The 22,872-nt window shown below is 70.8% G+C and carries 18 protein-coding genes; 10 read left to right on the top strand and 8 right to left on the bottom strand.

The features are described from left to right. Window positions 1–170: 170 nt before the first annotated feature. Window positions 171–686, top strand: coding sequence for a hypothetical protein (locus PSH25_RS27265; RefSeq protein ID WP_238661756.1), 516 nt, complete (start codon window positions 171–173; stop codon window positions 684–686). Continuing rightward, a complete protein-coding gene (locus PSH25_RS27270; protein WP_238661757.1) occupies window positions 683–3,511 on the top strand; it encodes a M48 family metalloprotease in 2,829 nt (942 codons plus the stop codon). The genes PSH25_RS27265 and PSH25_RS27270 overlap by 4 nt, the downstream gene beginning before the upstream one ends. 192 nt (window positions 3,512–3,703) lie before the next feature. Here PSH25_RS27270 and PSH25_RS27275 read toward each other — a convergent pair whose 3' ends face one another. Beyond that, on the bottom strand, window positions 3,704–4,750 hold the full coding sequence (locus tag PSH25_RS27275; protein WP_238661758.1) for an SMP-30/gluconolactonase/LRE family protein: 1,047 nt from the start codon (window positions 4,748–4,750) through the stop codon (window positions 3,704–3,706). 282 nt (window positions 4,751–5,032) lie between these two features. Here PSH25_RS27275 and PSH25_RS27280 point away from each other — a divergent pair, with 282 nt between their 5' ends. The 4 genes from PSH25_RS27280 (at window position 5,033) to PSH25_RS27295 (ending at window position 8,522) form a co-directional block, all read left to right on the top strand. Then, window positions 5,033–6,211, top strand: a complete 1,179-nt coding sequence (locus tag PSH25_RS27280; RefSeq protein ID WP_238661759.1) for a MalY/PatB family protein — start codon at window positions 5,033–5,035, stop codon at window positions 6,209–6,211. 119 nt (window positions 6,212–6,330) lie between these two features. Beyond that, on the top strand, window positions 6,331–6,846 hold the full coding sequence (locus tag PSH25_RS27285) for a SigE family RNA polymerase sigma factor (RefSeq protein WP_238661760.1): 516 nt from the start codon (window positions 6,331–6,333) through the stop codon (window positions 6,844–6,846). After that, window positions 6,843–8,012, top strand: a complete 1,170-nt coding sequence (locus PSH25_RS27290; RefSeq protein ID WP_238661761.1) for a hypothetical protein — start codon at window positions 6,843–6,845, stop codon at window positions 8,010–8,012. The genes PSH25_RS27285 and PSH25_RS27290 overlap by 4 nt, the downstream gene beginning before the upstream one ends. A gap of 126 nt (window positions 8,013–8,138) precedes the next feature. Further along, entirely contained in the window at window positions 8,139–8,522 is a 384-nt protein-coding gene (locus PSH25_RS27295; protein ID WP_238661790.1) for a hypothetical protein, read from the top strand. 15 nt (window positions 8,523–8,537) lie between these two features. Here the strand turns inward: PSH25_RS27295 and PSH25_RS27300 are convergent, their stop codons facing one another. Both PSH25_RS27300 and PSH25_RS27305 read right to left on the bottom strand, forming a co-directional pair. After that, window positions 8,538–8,933 (bottom strand): hypothetical protein, encoded by a 396-nt coding sequence (locus tag PSH25_RS27300; RefSeq protein WP_238661762.1) that lies wholly within the window; start codon window positions 8,931–8,933, stop codon window positions 8,538–8,540. 170 nt (window positions 8,934–9,103) lie between these two features. Continuing rightward, the gene (locus tag PSH25_RS27305; RefSeq protein WP_238661763.1) at window positions 9,104–9,829 is read right to left on the bottom strand and encodes a TetR/AcrR family transcriptional regulator C-terminal domain-containing protein; all 726 of its coding nucleotides are present in this window, start codon (window positions 9,827–9,829) and stop codon (window positions 9,104–9,106) included. A gap of 95 nt (window positions 9,830–9,924) precedes the next feature. Between PSH25_RS27305 and PSH25_RS27310 the strand changes: the two genes are divergently transcribed. Beyond that, on the top strand, window positions 9,925–10,155 hold the full coding sequence (locus PSH25_RS27310) for a hypothetical protein (RefSeq protein ID WP_238661764.1): 231 nt from the start codon (window positions 9,925–9,927) through the stop codon (window positions 10,153–10,155). A gap of 7 nt (window positions 10,156–10,162) precedes the next feature. On the opposite strand, the gene PSH25_RS27315 is transcribed toward PSH25_RS27310, so the two are convergent. Beyond that, a complete protein-coding gene (locus PSH25_RS27315; protein ID WP_238661765.1) occupies window positions 10,163–11,038 on the bottom strand; it encodes an alpha/beta fold hydrolase in 876 nt (291 codons plus the stop codon). A 105-nt stretch (window positions 11,039–11,143) separates the two neighbouring features. After that, window positions 11,144–11,488, bottom strand: a complete 345-nt coding sequence (locus tag PSH25_RS27320) for a DUF1330 domain-containing protein (RefSeq protein WP_238661766.1) — start codon at window positions 11,486–11,488, stop codon at window positions 11,144–11,146. A gap of 167 nt (window positions 11,489–11,655) precedes the next feature. Here PSH25_RS27320 and PSH25_RS27325 point away from each other — a divergent pair, with 167 nt between their 5' ends. Next, window positions 11,656–12,501 carry a helix-turn-helix domain-containing protein gene (locus PSH25_RS27325; protein ID WP_238661767.1) on the top strand — a complete coding sequence of 282 codons (846 nt, stop codon included), beginning with the start codon at window positions 11,656–11,658 and terminating at the stop codon, window positions 12,499–12,501. On the opposite strand, the gene PSH25_RS27330 is transcribed toward PSH25_RS27325, so the two are convergent. Next, window positions 12,474–13,481, bottom strand: a complete 1,008-nt coding sequence (locus PSH25_RS27330; RefSeq protein ID WP_238661768.1) for a hypothetical protein — start codon at window positions 13,479–13,481, stop codon at window positions 12,474–12,476. The genes PSH25_RS27325 and PSH25_RS27330 overlap by 28 nt on opposite strands. A 101-nt stretch (window positions 13,482–13,582) precedes the next feature. On the opposite strand from PSH25_RS27330, the gene PSH25_RS27335 reads away from it, so the two are divergent. Beyond that, entirely contained in the window at window positions 13,583–14,569 is a 987-nt protein-coding gene (locus PSH25_RS27335; protein ID WP_238661769.1) for a hypothetical protein, read from the top strand. 352 nt (window positions 14,570–14,921) lie between these two features. Further along, entirely contained in the window at window positions 14,922–17,918 is a 2,997-nt protein-coding gene (locus PSH25_RS27340; protein WP_238661770.1) for a glycoside hydrolase family 95 protein, read from the top strand. A gap of 213 nt (window positions 17,919–18,131) precedes the next feature. Here PSH25_RS27340 and PSH25_RS27345 read toward each other — a convergent pair whose 3' ends face one another. Then, window positions 18,132–21,593 carry an alpha-glucuronidase family glycosyl hydrolase gene (locus PSH25_RS27345; protein ID WP_238661771.1) on the bottom strand — a complete coding sequence of 1,154 codons (3,462 nt, stop codon included), beginning with the start codon at window positions 21,591–21,593 and terminating at the stop codon, window positions 18,132–18,134. Between the two features lie 148 nt (window positions 21,594–21,741). Continuing rightward, the gene (locus PSH25_RS27350; protein ID WP_238661772.1) at window positions 21,742–22,824 is read right to left on the bottom strand and encodes a LacI family DNA-binding transcriptional regulator; all 1,083 of its coding nucleotides are present in this window, start codon (window positions 22,822–22,824) and stop codon (window positions 21,742–21,744) included. Window positions 22,825–22,872 lie beyond the last annotated feature (48 nt).

Below are 22,872 nucleotides of genomic sequence, written 5' to 3' on the forward strand. Positions count from 1 at the left end.
TTCCGTCCGCGAAAAGCGAATCGTCATCGCGTGTATCAATTGCTCCTTTGCGAGAGCCATTAATTTGACACACCCAAGCTCCGGGTTGCGGCGCGATAATCGCTACGGTGGCTGGCGGGGAGGAATGGCGTGACGCCGATGTCGTGACGCTCGGACGGAATGAGGAACCGGTGCGGTCTGCCGAGAACGAACAAGCCGTGACCGACCTCGCCCGGCTGATGGTGGACCGCGCCACGGTGGTCGAGCCCTCGGTCGACGCCGAGAAGGCGTTGTTCCCGGTGCTGGCGTCCGCCTTCTTCCGGGACCGGCGCCGCGCGCTCGCCGGCGCGCCTTCGGGTGGTGCCCTGAAGTTCGGGGCGGACGAGACGGTTCTGCTGTTGACCCCCCTCATGCTCGAAACAGCCCGGGTGGTGTGGGCGTACCTGGTCGAAGATGCCACCCGGCGGGGGATCAGCTGGTCGGGTGCGGCGGCGCGGCAGATGTTCGGTGACCAGTCGGCGTCGTCGGATAGCGAGCAGTCGAGTGACTCGTCACCGTTGGCACTGACTGTCGAGCAGTGGAATCACGTGCACCAGCTCGTCACGCAGGTGCTGACCGGCCCCGGCAAGATCCCGGCCAGCCGGGCAGCTCTGCTGGCGGACGCGGTCGTGGGCCGGGGCAGACTCGGCGAGGTCCCGCAAACGTGACCACCGTCCTCGATCCGCCCCAGCGCCGCCACGACGACACCGAACGCGTCCTCGCCGCGCCGTCCGGGACGCACCTGCGGTTCCTGCTGCTCATCACGGCCGCGCTGGCGACCAGCGCGGTCATCCTCGCGATGGTCTACCTGGCGATCCCACCGCACCTGCAATCGCACCGCACGGTTTTCGCGCAGTGTGAGCCGGTCCTACGCGGCCCGGTCGGCTCGGTGCCCACGACACTCGTCGACAACCTGGCCCGGGACGAAGCGACCGTCGCCGCGTTCGTGGAGTGCACCGCACCCGCCACGCTGGCCCAGGCCACCTGGGTGGGCTGGGCGCTGGCGGCACAGGTCGGGCTCGTGCTGCTTGTGTACGGGCTGCACCCCTGGTGGGTACGCCGCCGGGGCCGGCTGGAGAGGCTCGACGGGAATGCCGACCCGGTGCTGCGGGACGAACTGACCGACCTGCTCGACCGGTTCCCGCCGAGGCGAGGGCCACAGTGGATGCTGGCCCCCTACTCGTACGGGCAGAGCGGGCAGGCGTACGGCCTGCCGTGGAGCCCTCGGATCAGGCTCGATGTCGGGCTGCGGGTGCTCCTGGCGACCGACCGGCCCCGCTTTCGCGCCGTCGTCCTGCACGAACTGGCGCACCTGCGCAACCGCGACGTCGGCATCACCTACCTGACCATCGCCGTGTGGTGGGTCTTTGTCGGCACGGCGTTGCCCCTGCTCCTGCTGACCCTGCTCGCGCCCGTGCTGCCGGGAACGATGATCGGCGCAGGGCTGGACAGCGGGTGGCAGTTGGTCGCTGTGCTCGCGTCCATCGCCCTGCTGACCGCGATGGTCTACCTGGCCCGCAACTCGGTGTTACGCACCAGGGAGCACTATGCCGACGTGGCTGCCGCCGCGGCCGGGAGCCGTTCTGCCCTGCTGGCGGCGATCGACGTGCTGCCGTGGCCGCCCGGCCGCCGATTCTCCTGGTACGGCACCCATCCCGCCCCCGGTCTGCGGCGGGCCACTGTCGTCGACCCACTGCGGTTGTTGCGGACCCGCGCCACCGACGTGGTGGTCTTCGGTCTCGCCGTCGGCGTCGCGCTGGCCAACCTGTACTTCGTGCCCGCCGCGGTGGGCGCGACGCCGGGCCGCGTACTCGTGTGTGCTCTGGTGGCCGCCGCCCTGGCCCTGTTCCTCGCGGCCTGCGCGCGACGGGCCGTCGCGGGGGCATACCCGACGAATCCCACCAGCGGACACTACTGGGGTGTGCCGGCCCTGCTCGGGCTCAGCGTGAGCGCCGGATCTGCGGTCTCCGCCCTGTCCGCCTTCACCGGCGGGGCGGGAATGGTGGGCGCGGACGGGTCCTTCGCCGCCGCCGCCCTGTTGTGCCTGGGCGCCTGCCTGTTGCACGTCTGGTTCACGTCGGCCCACCGAGCCTCGTGGCGGCCGGACCGGGCCACCCGGTTCACACCCGTCCTGACCACGCTGTTCGTGCTGGTCGGCGCGGTGTTTCTGTTCTTCTGGCTGGTGGGCGCCGAGCACCTGACAGCCGTCCGGCTCGGCCCCCCGCCCACCTACGGGGCGGACATCACCTGGTACCGCGACCTGGCCCGGGTGATGTCGACGACCTATCTGCCCGTGGTCACCCTCAGCAACCTGCCCCTCGGTCTCACCCTCGTCACCCTCGCGTGTGCGCCACTGCTGGCCGCACGGGTCGCCCTGGCGCGGCTGCGCCCCACCCTCATCACCGGAGTCGTCGCGGGAGCAGCAGCCCTGCTGGTCGCCGTGGCGTTGCCGTTCGCCGCACAGTGGTCACTGCCCGAGGCTGTCCGGCACCCCACCGAGGAATTCGAGCTGGCCGGGGCACCCCCGTTCACCGTCGTCCTGCTCTACAGCTACGGGTTGGCCACCGCCGCAGCGGTGCTGCTGGCGACCGCGACGGTGGCCTTCCGCAGCGAACGGATGCGGCCCGCGCTCGTCACGCTGGCCGCGCTCGTCGCGGTGACCACCGCGGCACCCGGTCTCTATCTCCTCAGGACGGGGGCCCGCTGCCTGGACATCTACGCCGACGGTGTGACCTGCGGCGTGAGCGGTGCCCCCATCAGGGAGCACACCCTCTACCTGGACACCGTTCTGGCCTGGGCCGTGATCGTGGCGGTGCCGGTCGCGCTGCTCGCCGCCGGGGCCGGCACGGTGTGGCGGGCACGGCGGCCTCGACGACCCGCACCGGACGAAGCCGCGCCGCCCGCCGACGGGCAGGCCAGCGGCCGGGCACGTACGCGCGGGCTCGTGCCGGTGCTGGCCGTGCTGATCGTCGGCACCGTGTTCGCCGCGACCGAGCTACCCCGGTTGAAGGTCCTGCTCCTCCCGGCGGCCACCGACGGCGCGACCTCCACGGTCGCGGACGGATGCCTACCCGGCTACTGGGTGGAGCGGTCCAGGCGGCAGATACAGCCGGTCAGCACCACCGACGTCGCCATCTTCGCCAGCTCCGGCGCGGTGTGGTCGTTCGGCCGGCAGGGCACCGCGACACTGCATCTCGGCGACAGCACGGCCCTGTCCGAGACAGCGCCGCAGGAGCACATCGCCTATCTCAGCGCCGGCATCATCCAGTGGCGTTATGCCGCGACCAACGGTCAGCTCACCTTCACCGCGGACCGGGTCTCGGCCACCCTGACCGGCAGCATCGGCGGCGCGCGGCGCGGCTCCATCGCGCTGGGCACCGGTGACGTCGTCGACTACGCCCTGCCTGCCGGCTACAGCTGCACCGGGGACACCCTGACCGCCGCAGCGCCCGGACACGTCGTCACCCTGCACCGGATCGGCGGGGCCGACTGAACCGACCGCCGCGGTGGCTGCTCGCCACCGCGCACGCCTGGCAGGTCCGGGAGGCGTTGCGCCGGGCCCGCCGGCAGACCTTCCTGGCTCCCGCGCTGGTGGTGGTCGGGGCGCTGGTGTTCGTCGCCGCCACCGCTGGGTAGCGCGCCGCCACGTCGGCCACGACGGAAGCGGCGCGCCATCAGCCGTCGCTCAGTACGGATATCCGGGGACGTTGAGTCGCACGCTGTACAGCCCGGAGTCGCCCCACGGGCCCGACGTGACGTAGAGGGTCTGCCGGTCGGGGCCGCCGAACGCCACGTTTGTGGTGCCGGTGTTGCCGGGCCGGATCGTGCCGAGCTGGGTGCCCGTGGGGGAGTAGACGTGGACCAGGGAGTCGCCGCCCGACGCCCAGTACACGTTGCCGGCGCAGTCGATCGTCCCGCCGTCCGGGCCGCCGATGTAGTTGACGAAGACGCTGCGGGCGCCGATGCTGCCGTCGGGCTGGACGGCGTACTTGTAGATCTTGTTCTCGGAGTAGGCGCCCACGTACAGCGCGGTCCCGTCCGGCGAGAGCGCGATGCCGTTGGGTTGGCGCAACCGGTCGTCCACCAGCGACACCTGCCCGTTGGAGACGCGGAAGACGCTGGTCCGCCCGCTCATCTGGTCGGCGCGGTTGCCGCGCTGGAAGTTGGGGTCGGTGAAGTAGACGACGCCGTCGGAACGGACCGCGACGTCGTTCGGCGAGTTGAACGCCCGGCCCTGGTAGTTCGCCGCGACGGTGCTGCGGGCCCGGTCGCTCAGCCGGTACGTGGACACGCTGCGCTGGTCGTGGGTTGCCGCGACGAGTTGTTGGGCGTCGGCGCTGAGCGCCAGGCCGTTGCTGCCGGCGTTGGCGATGAACGTGTCGAAGGTCGCCGGCGGGGTGAACCGGCGGATCGTCGACGGCTGGACGTTGTACGGTCCGGTGCCGGCGGCCATGTCGGACAACAGCAGGTAGCCGCCGTCGGCGACCCAGACCGGCCCTTCCAGGAAGGTGAACCCGCCCTGGATCCGCGGGGCCGTCATGGTGCTGGCCGGTAGCGGTGAGCCGTAGCTGGCTCCCGTCGGGCAGACCCCGGGTGGTGCTCCGGGCGGACCGGCGAGCGTGGCGTGAGCGCTGACATGCGCAGCGTCGACGGCAGCACCGGCGGGCAGTGTGGTGGCGCTGACCGCGAGGCACAGGCCGGCCAGTGCGGCAATGGTGGGACGCCAGGTCATCGAATACTCCAATCGGCGTCGAGGGTGGCGATGGCCGGCGTGCGAGGTCGGTGGCTGGCACGGCGTGAGGGCGGGCCGTCGATGTGGGTATTCGGGAGCCTAGGTTATGAACTGGCAACCCGCAGCAATCTTTCGCCGTTGATCCCGAAACGGATCGGGGCTCACACGCAAAGACGCTGGTCAATGCCAAAGAACATCGGAAAATCCTTCCGGTACGACCACAGTGGACGGATCAGCGGTGGCTCGGGTCGTCGGGCCGGACGCGGGGAATAGGCTCGGGTCATGACTGGCCTGCTCAGTGGTGCCCCAATCGCTGTCAACCCCCTCCGCCAGCTCACGATCGACCAACTCCGGCAGCGAACGAGCCTCAAGTGGCGGGAGTACCCCGACGACGTGCTGCCGCTCTGGGTGGCGGAGATGGACGTGCCGCTGGCCGAGCCGGTCGCGCGGGCGATCACCGACGCCGTCGCGCGCGGCGACACCGGGTACACCGCCGGCACGGCGTACCCGCAGGCGTTGGCCGAGTTCGCCGCCCGGCGGTGGGGCTGGGACGGGCTGGTCGTGGAGCGCACGGCGCTGGTGCCCGACGTCATGCACGGCGTCGTCGAGGCGTTGCGACTGGTCACCGAGCCGGGGGACGCGGTGGTCGTCAACTGCCCGGTCTACCCGCCGTTCTACGAGTCCGTGGCGCACGCCGACCGCCGGATCGTGGAGGCGCCGCTCGGCGAGGACCTGCGGATCGACCTCGGCGCGCTGGAGGACGCGTTCCAGCGGGCTCGCGCCGGTGGACGCCCGGCGGCGTACCTGCTCTGCAGCCCGCACAACCCGACCGGCGTCGTGCACAGCGCGGCCGAGTTGTCCGCCGTCGCCGGTCTGGCCGAGCGGCACGGGGTGCGGGTGGTCGCCGACGAGATCCACGCTCCGGTGGTGGCTGGGGGAGCGCGGTTCGTGCCGTACCTCTCGGTGCCCGGCGCGGAGAACGGCCTGTCGCTGATGTCCGCGTCCAAGGGATGGAACCTGGCCGGCCTGCGCGGTGGGCTCCTCGTCGCCGGTCCGGCCGCGGCCGGGGACCTCGCCCGGGTCCCGTTCGGGGTCAGCGTCAGCACCAGCCACCTCGGCGTGATCGCCCACACCGCGGCCTTCCGCGACGGCGGCGAGTGGCTCGACGCCCTGCTGACCGGCCTGGACGACAACCGTCGGCTGCTTTCCGCGCTGCTCGCCGAGCACCTGCCGGCGGTCCGCTACCACCCCGGTCCGGCCACCTGTCTGGCCTGGCTCGACTGCCGCGCCCTAGGCCTCGGTGACGACCCGGCCACCGTGTTCCTCGACCGTGGCCGGGTGGCGCTCAACCCCGGCTCGGCGTTCGGCACCGGCGGTGGCGGGCACGTGCGACTGAACCTGGCCGCCGCGCCGGAGCTCATCACCGAGGCGGTCCGCCGGATGGCCAGCGCCGTCGGCTGAGACCGGAGCGGGGCCGACCCCCCGACTCGGCCGGGTGGTCCGGCTTCCGGCCGTCCTTCGACGGGGACGCAACCTGATGGGCGTCCCGTCCCGTCGAGCTTGCGGAGGAGGGAGCCTCGATGGTGGATGCCGAGGGTGAGTTCGTGGAGTACGTCTCCGCGCGACTGCCGAGCCTGCATCGGACCGCGTTCCTGATGTGCGGCGACGCCCATCTGGCCGACGACGTGGTGCAGCAGACGATCACGGCGCTCTACGTGAACTGGCGCCGGGTCAGCCGGGCCGACAACGTCGACGCGTACGTACATCGGATGCTGGTGCACAAGCTGGTCGATGAGAAGCGGTTGAGCTGGACGAAGGTCCGGCTGCTGGGGTCGGTGCCGGAGCCGGAGCGTTCGCCGGTGACGCCGCATGACGACCTGGCCGAGCGGGACAGCCTGCTCGCCGCGCTCGCCCGCCTCCCGCGCGGGCAGCGCACCGTGCTGGTCCTGCGGTTCCTCTGCGACCTGTCGCTGACCGACACGGCCGCCGCGATGGGCTGCTCCGAAGGCAACGTGAAGTCGCAGACGGCTCGGGCGCTGGCGGCCGTTCGCCAGGTGCTCGACGTCACCGAGATGTCAGTGAGGAGTCCGAAATGACCACGGTGGACGACCAGCGGATCGCCGCACTGCTGCGGTCGGTGCCGGTTCCCGAGCCGCGGGTCGACGTGAGCCGGGCGGTCCGCGACGGCCGGCGGCGCCGCAGGCGTCACCGCGTCGGTGGGATCGCCGCGCTGACGGTGCTGGCCGGGGTCGGCGTCGTGGGTGCCGTTCAGGTCGGCGGGACCGCCAGCGCGCCGACGCCGACCACGCCGGCGCTCGCGGTGTCACCGGCCGAAACCGGGTCGGCCGCTGCGCGCCCGCCGGTCACCTGCCAGGCGTCGTGGTTGTCGCAGCCGATCGACGGTCCGGTCGCGGTGGCCAACAGGGTCGACCCCACCGGGCGGCACATCGTCGGTGACATCGGCACCGGGCAGGAGGACGGGCGGGTCGTGCTCTGGACCGACGGCCGGCCGGTCGTCCTGCCGGCGGCCGCGCGGCACGCGGCGGCGGTCAACGCCAGCGGCCATGTGGTCGGCACCAACGGCGACGGCACCGGGTGGGTGTACCGGGATGGGAAGCTGCGTTTCCTGGCCACGCCGCCCGGTTACGACGCGGTGCTCGTGCACGCGGTCAACGGCCGGGGCGACATCGTCGGCACCGCCCGCAGGTCCGACGACTCGCACCACGCCGTGCTGTGGTCGACGGACCACCCGCAGCGGTACCGGCTGCTCGGCCAGCGCGGATCGTCGGCGACCGGGATCACCGAGGACGGCACGATCGTCGGCACGATGGGCGAACTGCCCTACCGGTGGACGCCGCAGGGCGTCGGGGGGGCGCTGTCGGTGCCCGACGGCTACCCGCGTGCGTCGGTCGACTCGGCGCACGGCGAATGGGCGATCGGCATGGTTCCCGGCGGCCAGCAGGGCGGCGCCGTGCAGATGCTGCCGGTGCGGTGGAACCTCGCCACCGGGGCGGTGAACCTGTTGCCCTTCCCCGGGGCGGCCGGCATAGCCGGCAATGGTGAGGTGTTGGTCGCCGACGGCACACCGCTGGTCGTGGCCCCGGACGGCACCTCCCGTCGGCTGCCGGGCCGACCCGAGGTCCGGGCGACCGAGGCGGGCACGTACACGGCCGAGGGGATCAGCGACGACGGTCTGACGGTGGTCGGGGCCGTCTACGAGAACCAGGCGTATCGGCCGCTGGTGTGGCGGTGCACCCGCTGACGGTTTGATCGGCTCGGCCTCGAACTCCGTCGTGGGGGCGTGCCGTCCGGACCGTTTCAACCGAGCGGGTCCGTGGGTACGCTCCCACCGGCTGATCACCCCGATCGACGGAGAATTCCCGTGATTATGGCTCTGCTGCTCGACCTCGCCAACATCGTCGGTGGCTTCCTGCTCGCCGTGGCGGTGCTGCGGCTGCTGCCACGGGTCGGCGACGACCTGGGCCGCCTCGCCGGCCGGGCCGCCCCGATCGCGTGGGTGGTCGGCCTCGTGGCGTTGGTGACCGGCGGTTACTACCTCATCGTCCACCTGGTGTCCGGGCCCCGGGTGTTCCACTTCGAGGTGGTGGGGATCGGTGTGGGGCTCGCCCTGCTGTGGGGCCGGTTGACCGGGCGGTCGACGCCGCGCGACGATCAGTCGGACGGCGCCATCGGTGTCCGACTGTTGCTCGCGATCTTTGGCCTCATCGCGATCGTCGTGGGCGTCCAGGGGCTGTTCACCCCGGACGGCTGACGGCGAGTGCCCGGGTCACGTGGTGGACGGTCGCGGCGCCCAGGTGCCCGCGGCGCTGGCGATCAGGAGTATCACCGCTGGTAGGAACGCGACACCGATGCCCAGCCCGAGCAGCAGGCCCCATCCGGTGAGGATGAGCGCGGCCACCAGATCGGCGACCACTGTCAGTCGACCGATCCGCTGCGCGAGAACGGGCAGCAGTGCCGCGACCACGGGAACGCCGAGCAGATAGCTGGCCGCGGTGCCCGAGTCGTCCACGGTGAAGGGAGCCAGCACGGCGGCCACCAGCGTGGTGATCGCCAGGGCCGACCATCTGAGCACCGACCGGGTGTTGGCCGGCTTGCGGACCAGGACCACGAGACCGACGAGCAGGACGCCCACGATTGCGCCGACGGCCGTCAGACCAGTCATCTCGTTCTCCTCGACCGCCGCGGGAGGAACTTCATCGAAGGCGGCGGATCGTCGCCTCCGCTTCCCACGATACGGCTGGTCGGCCTAACTGCACGAGCTCCCAGCCTCCTCGTTCCGGACGGTGCGGCGTCGGCGACGTCTGCTGGCACCGGTACCGATGGGCTCGCTCGCTAGCGCCGGGCCGCCGTGCGGAGAATGCCGTTGAGGCCCTCCTCGAACAGCAGGTCGTCGTCCCATTGGGTGTCGTCGAGGTGGCCAGAGGCATCGAGGGTTGGATAGGCGTCGGCGTGCGCGACGATATGGGCCCGGGCCGCGGCCCGGGTTTCAGGCTCCGCGGTCCGTCGCCAGGTGGCTTCCGTGAGCGAGGCGCCGATGACGTAGTTGGCCAGCAGGCGCGTGGTCACCGCGAGGTGAAGCCCGCTGCAGCCGCCGCGTACCAGCGCCGATTGCAGGAACTCGGTGCGGGCCAGGACGTTGGGACCGAGCATGGGGCGCCCGACGAGCCCTGGCGCCCAGGGGTGGTCGAGCATGGCACCGCGCCAGGCACGAGCGAGGACGCGGATGTCCTCCGGCCAGTTGTCGCTCGCGTCCGGAACCGGTACGTCGCCGAAGATCCGGTCGACGGCCAGGTCCAGCACGTCGTCCTTCGTCCGCACGTGCCAGTACAACGCGGTCGCCGTCACGTCGAGCCGCTGCGCGAGGCAGCGCATCGTCAGGCCCTCGGCGCCAAGCTCGTCCAGCACGATCACCGCCGCGTCCACAATGCGCTCGATGCTCAGTGGCGGCTTGCGCCGCGCCCGCGACGGCGCCGCACGCAGCCATACCGGCGGTGCGGTGCCGTTGTCCTGGCGTGCCATCGACGGCGAGGTGGACATACCGGGTTCGACGGTGGTCATGGGGGCCATCCTAAACACGTGGACAGGCTATTTAACGACGGTAAGGTAGGTGTCCGTACGTAAGCTGCGTTGACGGTTGCCAAGGAGGTTCCGGCATGCCTCTCCTGCGAGTCCACCTCGACAGCGACCGGACCACCGCCCGTCGGGTGCTGCAACTGCACCAGCAGGGCAGGTTCCATCACGAGTCACGGGAGGCGGCCCGGGAGCAGGCGTGGCGCCAGGGTCGCACCCCGGCCGGTGACCCGGTCTTCGTCGGCATCACCAACGGGCGCCGCAACGTCCAGCTGCTCTACGACGTCGAGGTCTACACCGACGCAACCCGTTGAGCAGGGGTCAGCCCGCGTCCAGTACCTCCCGCAGTCGCGCGGCGAACTCCTCGGGCTTGCCCGCGTAGCCGAACTCGCCGCCGAGGAACCCGCCGTGGTGGCTCGGGAACACCACGGCCTCCTGGCCGAGCAGCGCCGCGAGGCCCAGGGCGGTGCGAGCGGTGTACGTGCCGGCCGACTCCTCACCGACAGCGACCACGATCCGGGTGGGCGCAGCGGTGAGCAGGCTCGCGTCGGGACGATAGTCGGTGATCGCCCACGAGCTCTTTGACAGCAGCGGATCGTCGCGGCTGCCGTCGTCGTCGGCGGGCATGCCGAACATCGCCGGGTCGGGGGTGGGCTGGGCGAAGTAGGCATCGGTGAACTCGCCCTGCCACGACGTCATCGCGATGAACGCGGCCATCCCGGCACCCGAGCCCTTCGCCTGGTACGCCTCGTAGAAGCCGGCCCGGGCGCGCTCGGCGGCCGTGGCGTCGGGGAGCACGGCGTTGATCGGCGGTTCGTGCGCCACCAGGGTGGCGACGTCGCCGGGGTGGGTGGCGACCAGTTCGAGTGCGGTCACCGCACCGCCGCTGCTGGCGAACACGTCGACCGGACCGACGTCGAGCGCCTCGACGAGCGCATGCAGGTCGGCGGCCTGCTGCTGCGGCGTGTGGTCGGATCGACCGTCCTTGCGGACGCTGCGGCCCAGACCACGCGGGTCGTAGGTGAGGACCGTGCGGTCCGTGAAGTGTGGGGCGAGCGCTCCGAAGCCCTCCGCCGTCATCGGCTGGCCGATCATGAGCAGCACGCGATGGGCGCCAGTGGGAGGTAGCGGGCCGCGGACGTCGTAGACCAGGTCGACGCCGGGAATGACCAGGGTGTGCGTCTGGATGTCCTGCATCCGATGAGACTACGGCCGGCTGACCTGTGTCAGGGTGCCGTGCGGGCGGCGAGCCATCGGTTCTTCGGGACGGCGCTCGTGCCCTGGCGGGGAAGAGGTCAGGTGCTACCGATCGGTGGCGCGGCGAATGGCCGCGGCCATCTGCGACGAGTCATGCCCGGACTCGACTCCGTCGACGAGAATCAGCTCGCCGGTGAGGTGCCTCGTCCGCAAGGGCTTGATCTCCTGATAATCGCTGGACTGGTACCAGGAGCGGGCCTGCTGCAGGTCGGGAAACTCAATGACGATCAGGTCGCCCGGCCAGTCGCCCTCCAGGACGTCGATAGCACCGCCGTGGACGATGAACCGGCCCGCGAAAGGCGCGAGGGTGGCGTCGATTCGCTCCAGGTACGTCAGCACCTCGGCGTGGACGGGTGCCTTGCGGAGGTGGGCGAGTGCGTACGCGGTCATGATTGTCCGTCCTTCGCGTCTGGTTTTCTGACATGGGTCGCGGTGGTGGCCGCCGCCTCACGGCAGCGGATCGGTCGTTCCGGAAGCGATCTTTCCGACGTCGTGGTGGGCTGTCGATTACCTCTGAGGTAATGGCCCGGCTGTCGGTGCGGAAGTACGGTCGGCGAGTGACGATCTCGACCTGGCACGGGCGACCAGTGGGGGAGTTGCTGCGCGACTGGCGCCGGACTCGCGGAATGAGCCAGCTCGACCTGTCGATCGAGGCGGGAGTGTCGACCCGGCATCTGAGCTTCGTCGAGACCGGGCGATCCCGGCCGAGCCCCGACCTCATCCTGCGGCTGGCCGAACACCTGGAGATGCCGCTGGCCGAGCGCAACACGATGCTGCTGGCCGGCGGCTACGCGCCTGCCTACCCCCGCCACGAACTGAGCGACCCCGAGCTGGCACCGGTACGTGCCGCCGTACGGCAGATCCTCGACGGTCACCGCCCGTACCCTGCGCTGCTGGTGGACCAGCACTGGCACCTCGTCGACGCCAACCCTGCCGTCGCCCTGTTCACCATGGACGCGCAGCCGCACCTGCTCGCCCCACCGATCAACGTGCTGCGCCTCAGCCTGCACCCCGACGGTCTGGCACCGCGCATCGTCAACCTGCCCGAGTGGCGTGCCCACCTGCTGCAACGGCTGCACCAGCAGGCGGCGTCAACCAACGACCCGATCCTGTACGACCTGCACGAGGAGCTTCGCGGCTATCCCGGTGGCGACGTCGACACGACACCGGTCAGCGATGCCCTCTCCCGTGTCCTCGTCCCGCTGCGATACCGGCACGCTGACCAGGAGTTGTCCTTCGTCAGCACCACGACCCTCTTCGGTACGCCGCGGGATGTCACAGTCGCCGGGCTGGCCGTCGAGGCGTTCTTTCCCGCTGACTCGGCGACCACGCAAGCCCTCCGAGCCCGTGCCGATCGTGACTCGGCTGCCGCCCGTCACCCTGCCGGAGCGGGCGGCGGCTGACGGAGCGCGTCGTCGATGATGCCGGGCATCCGCCGGGCCACTCCGGCGAGAAGATCCGCGACCTGCACGCGCGGATCGTCGCGGGAGTCGACCATCACCAGCCCTGCCAGGGGTGACACCCCGTTCGGCAACGTCCCGGCCCGGTCGACGCCGGCCGACGGTGGGTGGCCATCATCGGCCAACACCCGCTGGAGGCGGGTCAGCCGGTCGGCCGTCAGGGCGCTCTGCTCGTCGTGGGTCACCAGCACCTGCCGCTGACCGCCGCTCCAGGACAGGACCGTCTCCGCCAGCGCCGGCAGCAGCGGTTCCAGTGGGGGAGGGACCGTGCGGTCGTCGACGTCGAGCCTGGCCACCACGGCGCGCACGTGGCTCGGGCCGAGCCCGTCGAGGACGGCGTCGGCCACCGCGCCGAGCCCGTGTCGCCGCAGCGCGTCGCGGGCCTGGAAGAACCGCCGCACCGTCTGGTCGACCGGAAGCCGCCGCTTCATCCGAACCAGGTCGACGAACGCCGACAGGAAGGCGTCCCAGTCGCTTCCGGTCGAGCGGCCGGCCTCGTACAGGGCGAGAGCGGCCGGATGGTGCTCGCGAGCAAGGCGGGTGCCCGCCGCGTACGACGGCTCGGTCAGCAGAAAGTCGACGACCCGGGTGACGAGGAAGAACTCCTTGTCGATGAGGTGGACGTGCGCGCGGCCGGCCAGCGCCGCCAGGAACCACTCCAGTGCCTCGTCCGCGCCCGAGCCGCGCAGGAACCGCCCGGACTTGAGTTCGTGCGGTGCGAACCGGAACCCGGACCGCAGGGCGGTGATGAGCGCGACGGCTTCGTCGAGGGTCAGGTCGACGCTCGCGTGCGTGATCACCGGGGCAGCCGAATGCAGCAGGTTCGTGCCCGAGAACCCCGACTCGTCGCAGGCGATCTCCACGACGGCCCCGACCACCACCGCGCCGCCCGGCGGTAGTCCACCTTGAAGGGGCGACCTCACCCCCGAGCTCCCGCCATGCCGCCCATGGTCACCCGTGTGCCGGCGGAGAACAACCCGATTGCGTACGGGAGCGGCTGTGCGCGATGCCCGATGATCGGTGCATGAAGGCGGCGACCTGGCGGGTGGTGGGGCGGTCGATCCCCGGACCGATGGCTCTGGCGGTGTGGCTGCTGGTGACGGTGCCGGCCCCGCTGGTCTTCTTCGAGTGGACGCACCGGTGGGAGGAGAACGCCAGGGTCGGCGCGGCGGTGTGGTGGACCGTGGCGGCGGCGCCCGTCCTCGCGGCCACGGTGGCAGCGCGGCGACCCGGTCCGCGTCGTGCCGGGCGGGCCCTGGTCGCGGCGGTGGTCGCGGTCACGCTGGTCAGCGCGGTGTTCGTGGGTACGACGATGGCGGTCTACCGGTGGGTCATCCCGCTCACCGGGTCGGCGCCGTGGCGGAGCGTACTGGTCGGGAGCGTTCTGCTGGCCGCCTGCGGCGCGACGGTCGGCCACCCGCTCGCCCGAGGCCGGGAGCGGCCGGACCATCCACCGGCCCGACGTGGTTACGTCGCCGGGGCGATCGTCGCCATGGTGGGTGCCCTGCTCGGGCAGGCGACGGTCCAGCTCGGTGCGGAGGGCAGCACGGAATCGCAGGACTGGGTCGAGTACGGGGCGGTCGGACCGTATGCGGCCTCGGCCAGCCACTCGGGCGGGCTGAGGCTGCCGGCAGCCGGCCGGTACGCGGTCTTCGCCGTGGGTTCCGCGCCGCGAGATCCGGACTGCCGGGTCACCGGCGTCGATCAGGTGGTCGTGTCGGCGACGGTGGTCACCATCGCGCCGGGCGACTACGGGGGCGACTACGCCTCGTACGCCTGGGTCGCCTCCTTCGACGTGCCCGTGCCCGGCGCCTATTCGTTGTCCTGCCGAACCTGGGACCAGCAGGCGTCGTACACCGTCGGAGAGATCCCGCGGATCCGCGGTGCGGTGGGCGCGCTGATCCACTGGCCGCTGATCGCGGTCTGGTTGCTCGGTGCCATCCCTGGTCTGCTGATCATCGCGGACACCGGTTGGCGGCGTGCCGAGCGACAGTCGCGCACCCTGATGTGATCGGGCTCGGCTGCTCGCCTCCGTACATCTGATGTATGTCCATCCGGGTGGGTGGCCGTGAGGGCTAATCTCGCGATCCACACTGCGCCGCCGCCTCGTTTCGCCGCTGCTCACCCGTCCCTGCGTCTTGCTGACCGGCCGGATGAGCACCGTGATCACCCATCGATCGACCGTTGCCTATTCTGTGGCCCCGGAGTAACCTTCCCGAAACACATCAGATGTCTGGCTCGTCAAGGCCTGCGTCCGCCTGCTCCGGCAGGGTTCCGGTTGGCCCCACCAAGCGGATCCCCATGTCGAGTCCCACAGTTGTCACGCTTCGGGGTGGCCGGACTGGTCACCGTTTGGAGGATCGATGTCAGACCTGACCCGACGGCAAGCCCTCAAGATCGGCGCAGCCGGCGCGGGCGGCGCTCTCCTGCCGGTGCCGTGGACCGCCACGGCGCGGGCGGACGCGGTGGCGCCGCCGCAGGTGTTGGCCGCCGGGGACCTCGCGCTCTGGTACGACGAGGGGGCCGGCACCGACTGGCTGCGGGCGCTGCCGATCGGCAATGGCCGGCTCGGCGCCATGGTCTTCGGCAACGTCGACGCCGAGCGACTTCAGCTCAACGAGGACACCGTCTGGGCCGGCGGCCCGCACGATCCCAGCAACCCCCGAGGCGCGGCAGCGCTCGCGGAGATCCGGCGCCTGGTCAACGCCAACCAGTGGACCCAGGCCCAGGATCTGATCAACCAGACCATGATGGGCAACCCCGGCGGCCAGCTGGCCTACCAGACCGTGGGCAACCTCCGGCTCGCCTTCGGGTCCGCCAGCGGAGCGTCCCAGTACGACCGGACGCTCGACCTCACCACCGCCACCGTCACCACGTCGTACGTGCTGAACGGCGTGCGACACCAGCGGGAGGTGTTCGCCAGCGCGCCGGACCAGGTCATCGCGATGCGACTGACCGCCGACCGGGCCGGCTCGATCAGTTTCACCGCCACCTTCGACAGCCCGCAGCGCACCACGGTGTCCAGCCCGGACGGCACCACCATCGGCCTCGACGGCGTCTCCGGAAGCATGGAGGGCGTCACCGGCGCGGTCCGCTTCCTCGCCCTGGCCAACGCGACCGTCAGCGGTGGCAGCGTGTCCAGCTCCGGCGGCACCCTGCGGGTGACCAACGCCAACAGCGTGGTCCTGCTGATCTCCATCGGCTCCAGCTACGTCAACTACCGCAACGTCGGCGGTGACTACCAGGGCATCGCCCGGCAGCGCCTCACCGCCGCGCGGGCCAGCAGCTACGACCAGCTGCGCAGCCGGCACGTGGCCGACTACCAGGCGCTGTTCGGCCGGGTCACGCTCGATCTGGGCCGCACGTCCGCGGCCGACCAGACGACGGACGTCCGGATCGCCCAGCACAACACCGTCAACGACCCGCAGTTCTCCACGCTGCTGTTCCAGTACGGCCGGTACCTGCTGATCTCGTCGTCGCGGCCCGGCACCCAGCCGGCCAACCTCCAGGGCATCTGGAACGACTCGCTGGCTCCGGCGTGGGACTCGAAGTACACGATCAACGCCAACCTGCCGATGAACTACTGGCCGGCCAACACCACCAACCTGGCCGAGTGCCACGGTCCGGTCTTCGACATGGTCAGAGACCTCGCCGTCACCGGAGCGCGAACCGCCCAGGTGCAGTACGGCGCCGGTGGCTGGGTTACGCACCACAACACCGACGCGTGGCGGGCCACCGCGGTGGTCGACGGCGCGTTCTGGGGCATGTGGCAGACCGGCGGCGCCTGGCTGTCCACGTTGATCTGGGACCACTACCTGTTCAACGGCGACATCGAGTTCCTGCGGGCGAACTACCCGGCCATGAAGGGCGCGGCGCAGTTCTTCCTCAACACCCTGGTGACCGAGCCGACGCTCGGTTACCTGGTGACCAACCCGTCGAACTCGCCGGAGCTGAGCCACCACGCGAACGCCAGCGTATGCGCCGGCCCCACCATGGACAACCAGATCCTGCGGGACCTGTTCGACGCGTGCGCCCGGGCGAGCGAGATCCTCGACGTCGACAGCACCTTCAGGGCGCAGGTTCGCGCCACCCGGGACCGGCTCCCACCCATGAAGGTCGGCTCGCGCGGCAACATCATGGAGTGGCTCTACGACTGGGTGGAGACCGAGCCCAACCACCGGCACATCTCGCACCTGTACGGGCTGGCCCCCAGCAACCAGATCACCAAGCGCGGCACCCCTCAGTTGTTCGAGGCGGCCCGGCGGACCCTGGCGTTGCGCGGCGACGACGGCACGGGCTGGTCGTTGGCCTGGAAAATCAACTTCTGGGCTCGGATGGAGGAGGGCAAGCGGGCCCACGACCTGATCCGCTACCTCGCCACCACCGCCCGGCTCGCGCCCAACATGTTCGACCTGCACCCGCCGTTCCAGATCGACGGCAACTTCGGCGCCACCGCCGGCATCGCCGAGATGCTGTTGCAGAGCCACACCGGCGAGCTGCACGTCCTGCCCGCGCTGCCGCCGGCCTGGCCGAGTGGGCGGGTGACCGGCCTGCGCGGTCGGGGTGGGCACACGGTCGGCATCACCTGGGCGAGCGGTCTGGCCACCGAGATCCTCATCCGACCGGACCGCGCCGGCACCGTCCGCCTGCGCTCCCGGATCCTGACCGGCACCGTCACGGTGGTCGACACCGCCGACGGTACGGCGGCCCGGACCACCCGGATCGAGTCCGACCTCATCGAGGTCACCGTGCAGGCCGGGCGCACCTACCGGGTCACCAGCTCCGGTGCCACCACACCGACGCTGGAGCAGAGCTTCAGCAACGTCGGCATCACCAACGACAACAACACCAACGTCGGGAACTTCGACGGCGGCGGGGCCTCGCTCTCCGCGCAGGCCCTGGCGCAGGCCGGCGCCAGCCCGGGCGGCACGGTGAGCCGCAACGGGGTCAACTTCCGCTGGCCCAACGTCAGCTCCGGGGCACCCGACAACGCCATCGCCTCGGGCCAGACCATCGGCGTGACCGGCACCGGCAGCACGCTCGGCTTCCTGCTGACCGGCACCTACGGCGCGGTGTCGGGGACCGGCACGGTGGTCTACGCCGACGGCACCCGCCAGACGTTCACGTTGACCACACCCGACTGGTACGGCGGGCCGCACGCCGGGGGCACCGCGGCCATCGTGTCGGCGTACCAGAACCGGCCCAACAACGCCCGCCAGGCCACCGCCGCCTGCATCTACTACGTGGGTGTCGCGTTGCAGAGCAAGGCGGTGGCCTCGGTCGTGTTGCCGAACATCAGCGCCCGACCCGCCACGAACGTGCCGACCATGCACATCTTCGCCATCGCGATCGGCAGCTGACGGCAACGGATCCCGCTCGGGGGAGCGCGACCGGGCCCGTCCCAACCGGGGACGGGCCCGGTCGCGGCTTCCGGTGCTGCGGTGGTCCTGACCGTCGGTCGCCTCCGTCGGGGCGGACGCGGTGTTGAGCGGTATACCTCAGAGGTATGAATATGACTCTCAGGTATACCGCTCAACAGCACATCGAGATGCCGGGCCAGCCAACGCGCAGGCTCAGCGGATGCGCTCGCCGCGGCTCTCGATCCGGAAGTAGTCGAAGGCGACGTCGAGGTCGGTGGACGTGCCGGCCCGGTTGAAGGCCAGCAGCCCGGCCTTCGTCGGCTCGGCGTTCAGCGTCGTGGAGCCGATGTAGCGGTAGACGCGTCCGTCGCTGGAGTAGTAGGCGCGGTAGCTGTCCCCGACCTTGGTCAGTCGTAGCCAGATGGCGCCGTCGGCCCCGACGATCCGTTGGGCGTCGGCACCGGTGATCTCCAGGGTCGACGCCGTACCGTTCTGTTCGCGCAGGAAGACGATCCGGGTCTTGTTGACGGCGGCGGTCGCGTTGCCCATCTCCCAGGCGAGCTTCACGTAGTTGTTGTCGTCCGCGTACCCGAGCACACCGCCCTGCTCGTTGTTGGCGGCGAGTGGGCGGGAGAAGACGACCCTGGACTCCGCCGTCCAGTCGCCGTCGACGTCCTGCAGGGCCAGGTTCCTCGCGGTGTTGGTGTTGCCCTGGAGGTCGCCCTGCTGCGCGGTGACGACCAGGGACCCGTCGGCCAGGCGTCGGCTGCTCTCGTCCGGCCGGACCCACTGCCACTGCGGGCCGAGCTGGGTCGAGTCGAACTCGTCGCTGCCGGTGATGGTGGTGTTCAGGTCCACGGTGTAGACCGACGAGGCACCGCCGTTGGTGACGGTGACCCGAGCCTGCCCGGTGGGGCTGGTCGCCTGCTCGACCGTGACCGTGGCGGCGGGGTCGGCGGCGCTGGCGGTGACCGTCGGCACGGTGGTGGTGCCGGCCGGCGCGAGAGCGTTGTAGCGCAGCACCGTCGGCGAGAAGGACGTCAGGCGCGTGCCGTCGACGCGCAGGGCCGTGAGCGTCGTGTCCGGCACCAGGTTGAAGACGTAGTTCTTCACCAGGGGGCCGAAGAAGCTCTCCGTCGTGACCTTGACGACTGCCTGACCGGGTACGTCGGTCGCCTGGGAGATGATCTCGTAGCGGGCCTTCCGGTCGGCCGTCCGCACAGTGGTGATGGTCGGCGACGCGCCGGCCGGCAGCGGGATGGTGTACGAGGTGTCCGACAGGTTGAAGCCGCCGAACGTCTTCCCGTCCACGACGATCGTCGCCGACAGTGGCGCGTCGTCGACCGGGACGTCCCGCCCGCTGAACTCCCTCCAGTAGTTCACCGAGGTGTCCCGCCAGTCGGCGGCGTCCGCCTCGTGCACCGCCAGTTTGGCGCGTACCTCCGCGAACCGGCGTGCGTCGATGTCGGGCTGGAGCGCTTCCCAGGTCTCCCGCATCCAGGTCACGTACTGCACGCCCATCTGGTAGCGGTAGACCAGCTCCTTCCAGAACGTCCGACCGCTGTCCATCCGATGGCCCCACGGCACGTGGTGGAACCACATCAGCAGGTTCTCGGGGACCGAGTCGATGTTGCCGTAGCGCTGCCGCAACCGGGGGAAGTACTGGGCGGCCAGGTTGCTGCCGGTGGGGGAGCGGTCGAAGCCCAGACCGACGCTGTCGGCCTTGTTGTAGTAGATCGGGCTCCAGTCGTCGCGGCCCGCCCAGTCGGCCGGGTCGGGACGGTAGTGGGCGCCCTCGGCGAACTGGTGACCGATGCCCAGCGGCGTCTGGTAGCTGACCAGCGACTCCCACGAGCCCATCATCATCCTGCGGATGGTGTCGACGACCCGCCGGTCGTTGCTCCAGGTCATCCGCGTCCAGTCGGTCGCGATGTCCGCCGAGTCGAGCGTCCAGTCCCACGCCTGGCGTCCGAAGGCGAAGAGGTTCGCCTGGGCGAAGTGGTGTCCGGTCAGGTTGTCGGCGTTGCCGAGGTTGGCGACCCCCACGATGGCGGTGTCCGAGTGGTGCTGGGCGGTTCCGTCGACGATGTCGCCGACCAGGCGCTCCTTGAGCAGCTTCCCGTTCGCGTCGGTCGCGTACGTGTCGGTCTTGAGGATCTCCTCGTACATCGGGCCGAGGTAGGCCAGCATCCAGTTCTGGCCGGTGTACTCCTGCGTGATCTGGAGTTCCAGGGCTTGGTTGGTGTTCTCCATCCGGCCGAACATGGGGTGGATGGGCTCCCGGGCCTGGAAGTCCAGTGGCCCGTTCTTGGTCTGCAGGAACACGTTGTCGGCGAAGCGTCCCCGGCTGCCGTCCGGCTGGACCTCGTCGTCGATCGGCCCGAACTCCAGGTAGGCCCGCTTGAGCCGGTCGTTGTCGACCTCGGCGTTGTAGACGAACGTCCGCCAGTGCACTGTCATCCCGAGCGGCGCCACCGCGGCGGCGATGGCGTTGGCGCCGTCACCGTGGTCGTACCCGAAGTCCTGTGGCCCCGGCTGGCCCTCGGAGTTGGCCTTGACGGTGAGGCCCATGAAATCCGGGATCGCGGCCTGGATCTGCTGCGCGCGGCGCTGCCACCAGCCCCGGAAGTCCGCGCCGTACGGGTCGAGTTGGCTGTTGGTCAGCGTGTCCGGCGCGAACCGGCTGTCGGTGGGCGCGGTGTAGCGGATCGACAGGCCCAGCCTGATGCCGTACGGACGCAGCGCGTCGGCGAGGGCGGCCTCCTGCGCGATGCGGGCGCTCGTCAGGTACGCGTTGTCGGCGTTGACGTTGTTGATGGTGATGCCGTTGATACCCAGCGACGCCAGCGCGCGGGCCATCACGAGGTAGCGGTCGAGGATGACGGGCAGGTTCCGGCCGGCGCTGGCCCCGGTCGCGGCGAAGTTGAAGATCGCCCCGCTCTCCCCGTTCAGCCCGCCCAGCCCGGAGGCGTTGTTGCCCGCGTAGAGACGCTCGGTCTCCCAGTTGTTCAGCAACCGATGCTTGATCTTCGGTGACTCCGCGACACGGAGGTGGTCGATGGGTTTCTGGGTCTGCAGGAGCCGGAGGAAGGCGAAGGTGCCGTACAGCGCGCCGAGGTCGGTGTTGCCGGCGATGACGGTGAACCGTGCCCTGCCCTTCGACACCGAGCGGACGAGGTAGCCCTCGTCGCCCACCCGGGCCAGGTCGCGGGCCGAAATGGTGCGGCCCACCAGCGGGGAACTCGTCGGTGTGCCCACCACGATCGCGCCGTCCGGGACCGTGCCGCCGTCGAGCGTCGCCACGGGTGTCGGCTGACCGAGCAGCCCACCCAGGCCGCGTACCAGTTCGTCCCGGGCCGCGCCCAGCGTGGTCTCGACGAGCTTCTCGCCGGAGCCGGGCTCCATGGCGAGGTCCGTCGTGTGCCGGTGGACCTTCGTGGCGTCGGCGTTCTCGACCACGATCGCGGTGGCCGCGCGGCGGTAGTCGCGCAGCAGCTTCGCGTCGTCGACTGGCACGTACCGCAGCCACAGGTCGGAGCCGTTGTAGTCGTCCGGTGACGGGGCCGCGGCGACCGGCGTGGTGGTGGCGACCGTGAGGGTGGCCGCGACGGTGGCGAGTGCCGTGCCCAGCACGACGAGCGTTCGCCGTAGCCGGGGCACCGAAGCTCGGTTCATCGCCATCTCCTCGTTCGTCCGCTGGGGACGCCGTTCGGCCCGTCCCACGAGCGCGACGACGTCGATGGATGGATGTGCGTCGATCCTGTCCGGGGCGGCTCCGCCTCGGCAACGAGTTGTCGTTTCTTGTCGCGGGGCCGTGCGACCCTCACGGCAGGTGGGCCGCCGGGCCGGGAACGGGCCGCTGCCGTACCCACGGTGGTCGGGCCCGACCGGGTCTCGGGTTGCGCGCCGCGGTCGAGTCGCGGACCACGAGGCGGACCGGCAGCACCATCGGCGGGCCAGTGTGCCCGGGCGCCCCTCCGATCATCGTGAGCAGGTGCCGGGTGGCGGCCGAGCCCTCCGCGTAGAGCGGTGCCGCGACGGTGGTGAGCCCGGGCGTGACGATGTCGGCGGCAAGGATGTTGTCGAAGCCCACGACGCTGACGTCGCCCGGAACGTTGACGCCCATCCGGCTGAGGCCGCGGATGATCCCGATGGCCATCTGGTCGTTGAAGGCGAGGACCGCTGTCGCGGGCCGCGCGCACAGCTCCTGCGCGGCCCGCTCACCGCCCGCCATGGTGGGACTGAACGGCCCGATCTGGCGAACCTTGATCTCCAGCTCCATGCCCGCTTCGAGCAGCGACCGCCAGCGCACGCCGTTGGGCCAGGACGCCTGTGGCCCCGCGACGTAGGTGATGTGGTCGTGCCCCAGCTCGCCGAGGTGCTCGGCGGCCCGCCGCACCCCACGGGGGTTGTCCGTGACGACGCAGGGCACGTCGGCGAGAGCGCGGTTGAGGACCACCACCGGCCGCTGCTTGGCGACCATCCGGATGGCCGAGTCGGACATCCGGCTGCTGGCCAGCACGATGCCGTCGACCGTCGACATGGTGCGTTCGACCGCCGCCCGTTCCAGCCGGTCGGACTCCTGGGCGTCGATCAGCACTGTGGTGTACTCGCCGTCGGTCGCCGCCTCCTGCGCACCGCGCACGATCTCCGCGTACACCGGGTTGGTGATGTCGGCGATGACCAGCGCGATCATCTGCGTGCGGGACGTGGTGAGGGCGCGGGCGAGCGGGTTGGTCCGGTAGCCCAACCGCTCGGCGACCTGCCGGATCCGTTCGGCGGTCTCGGAGTTGACGCGACTCGGGCGGGAGAAGGCACGGGACACCGTGGACGGTGAGACGTCGGCCTCCAGGGCGACGTCGTAGATCGTGACTCTCTTTCCGGGCGGCCTGGTGTGGTCGGGCATCTGCATGCTCCTCCCGGCTACGCGCCGTGATCATGCTATGGCGGCCGT

It is taken from the genome of Micromonospora foliorum, from assembly GCF_022229015.1.
Lineage (GTDB): Bacteria > Actinomycetota > Actinomycetes > Mycobacteriales > Micromonosporaceae > Micromonospora > Micromonospora foliorum.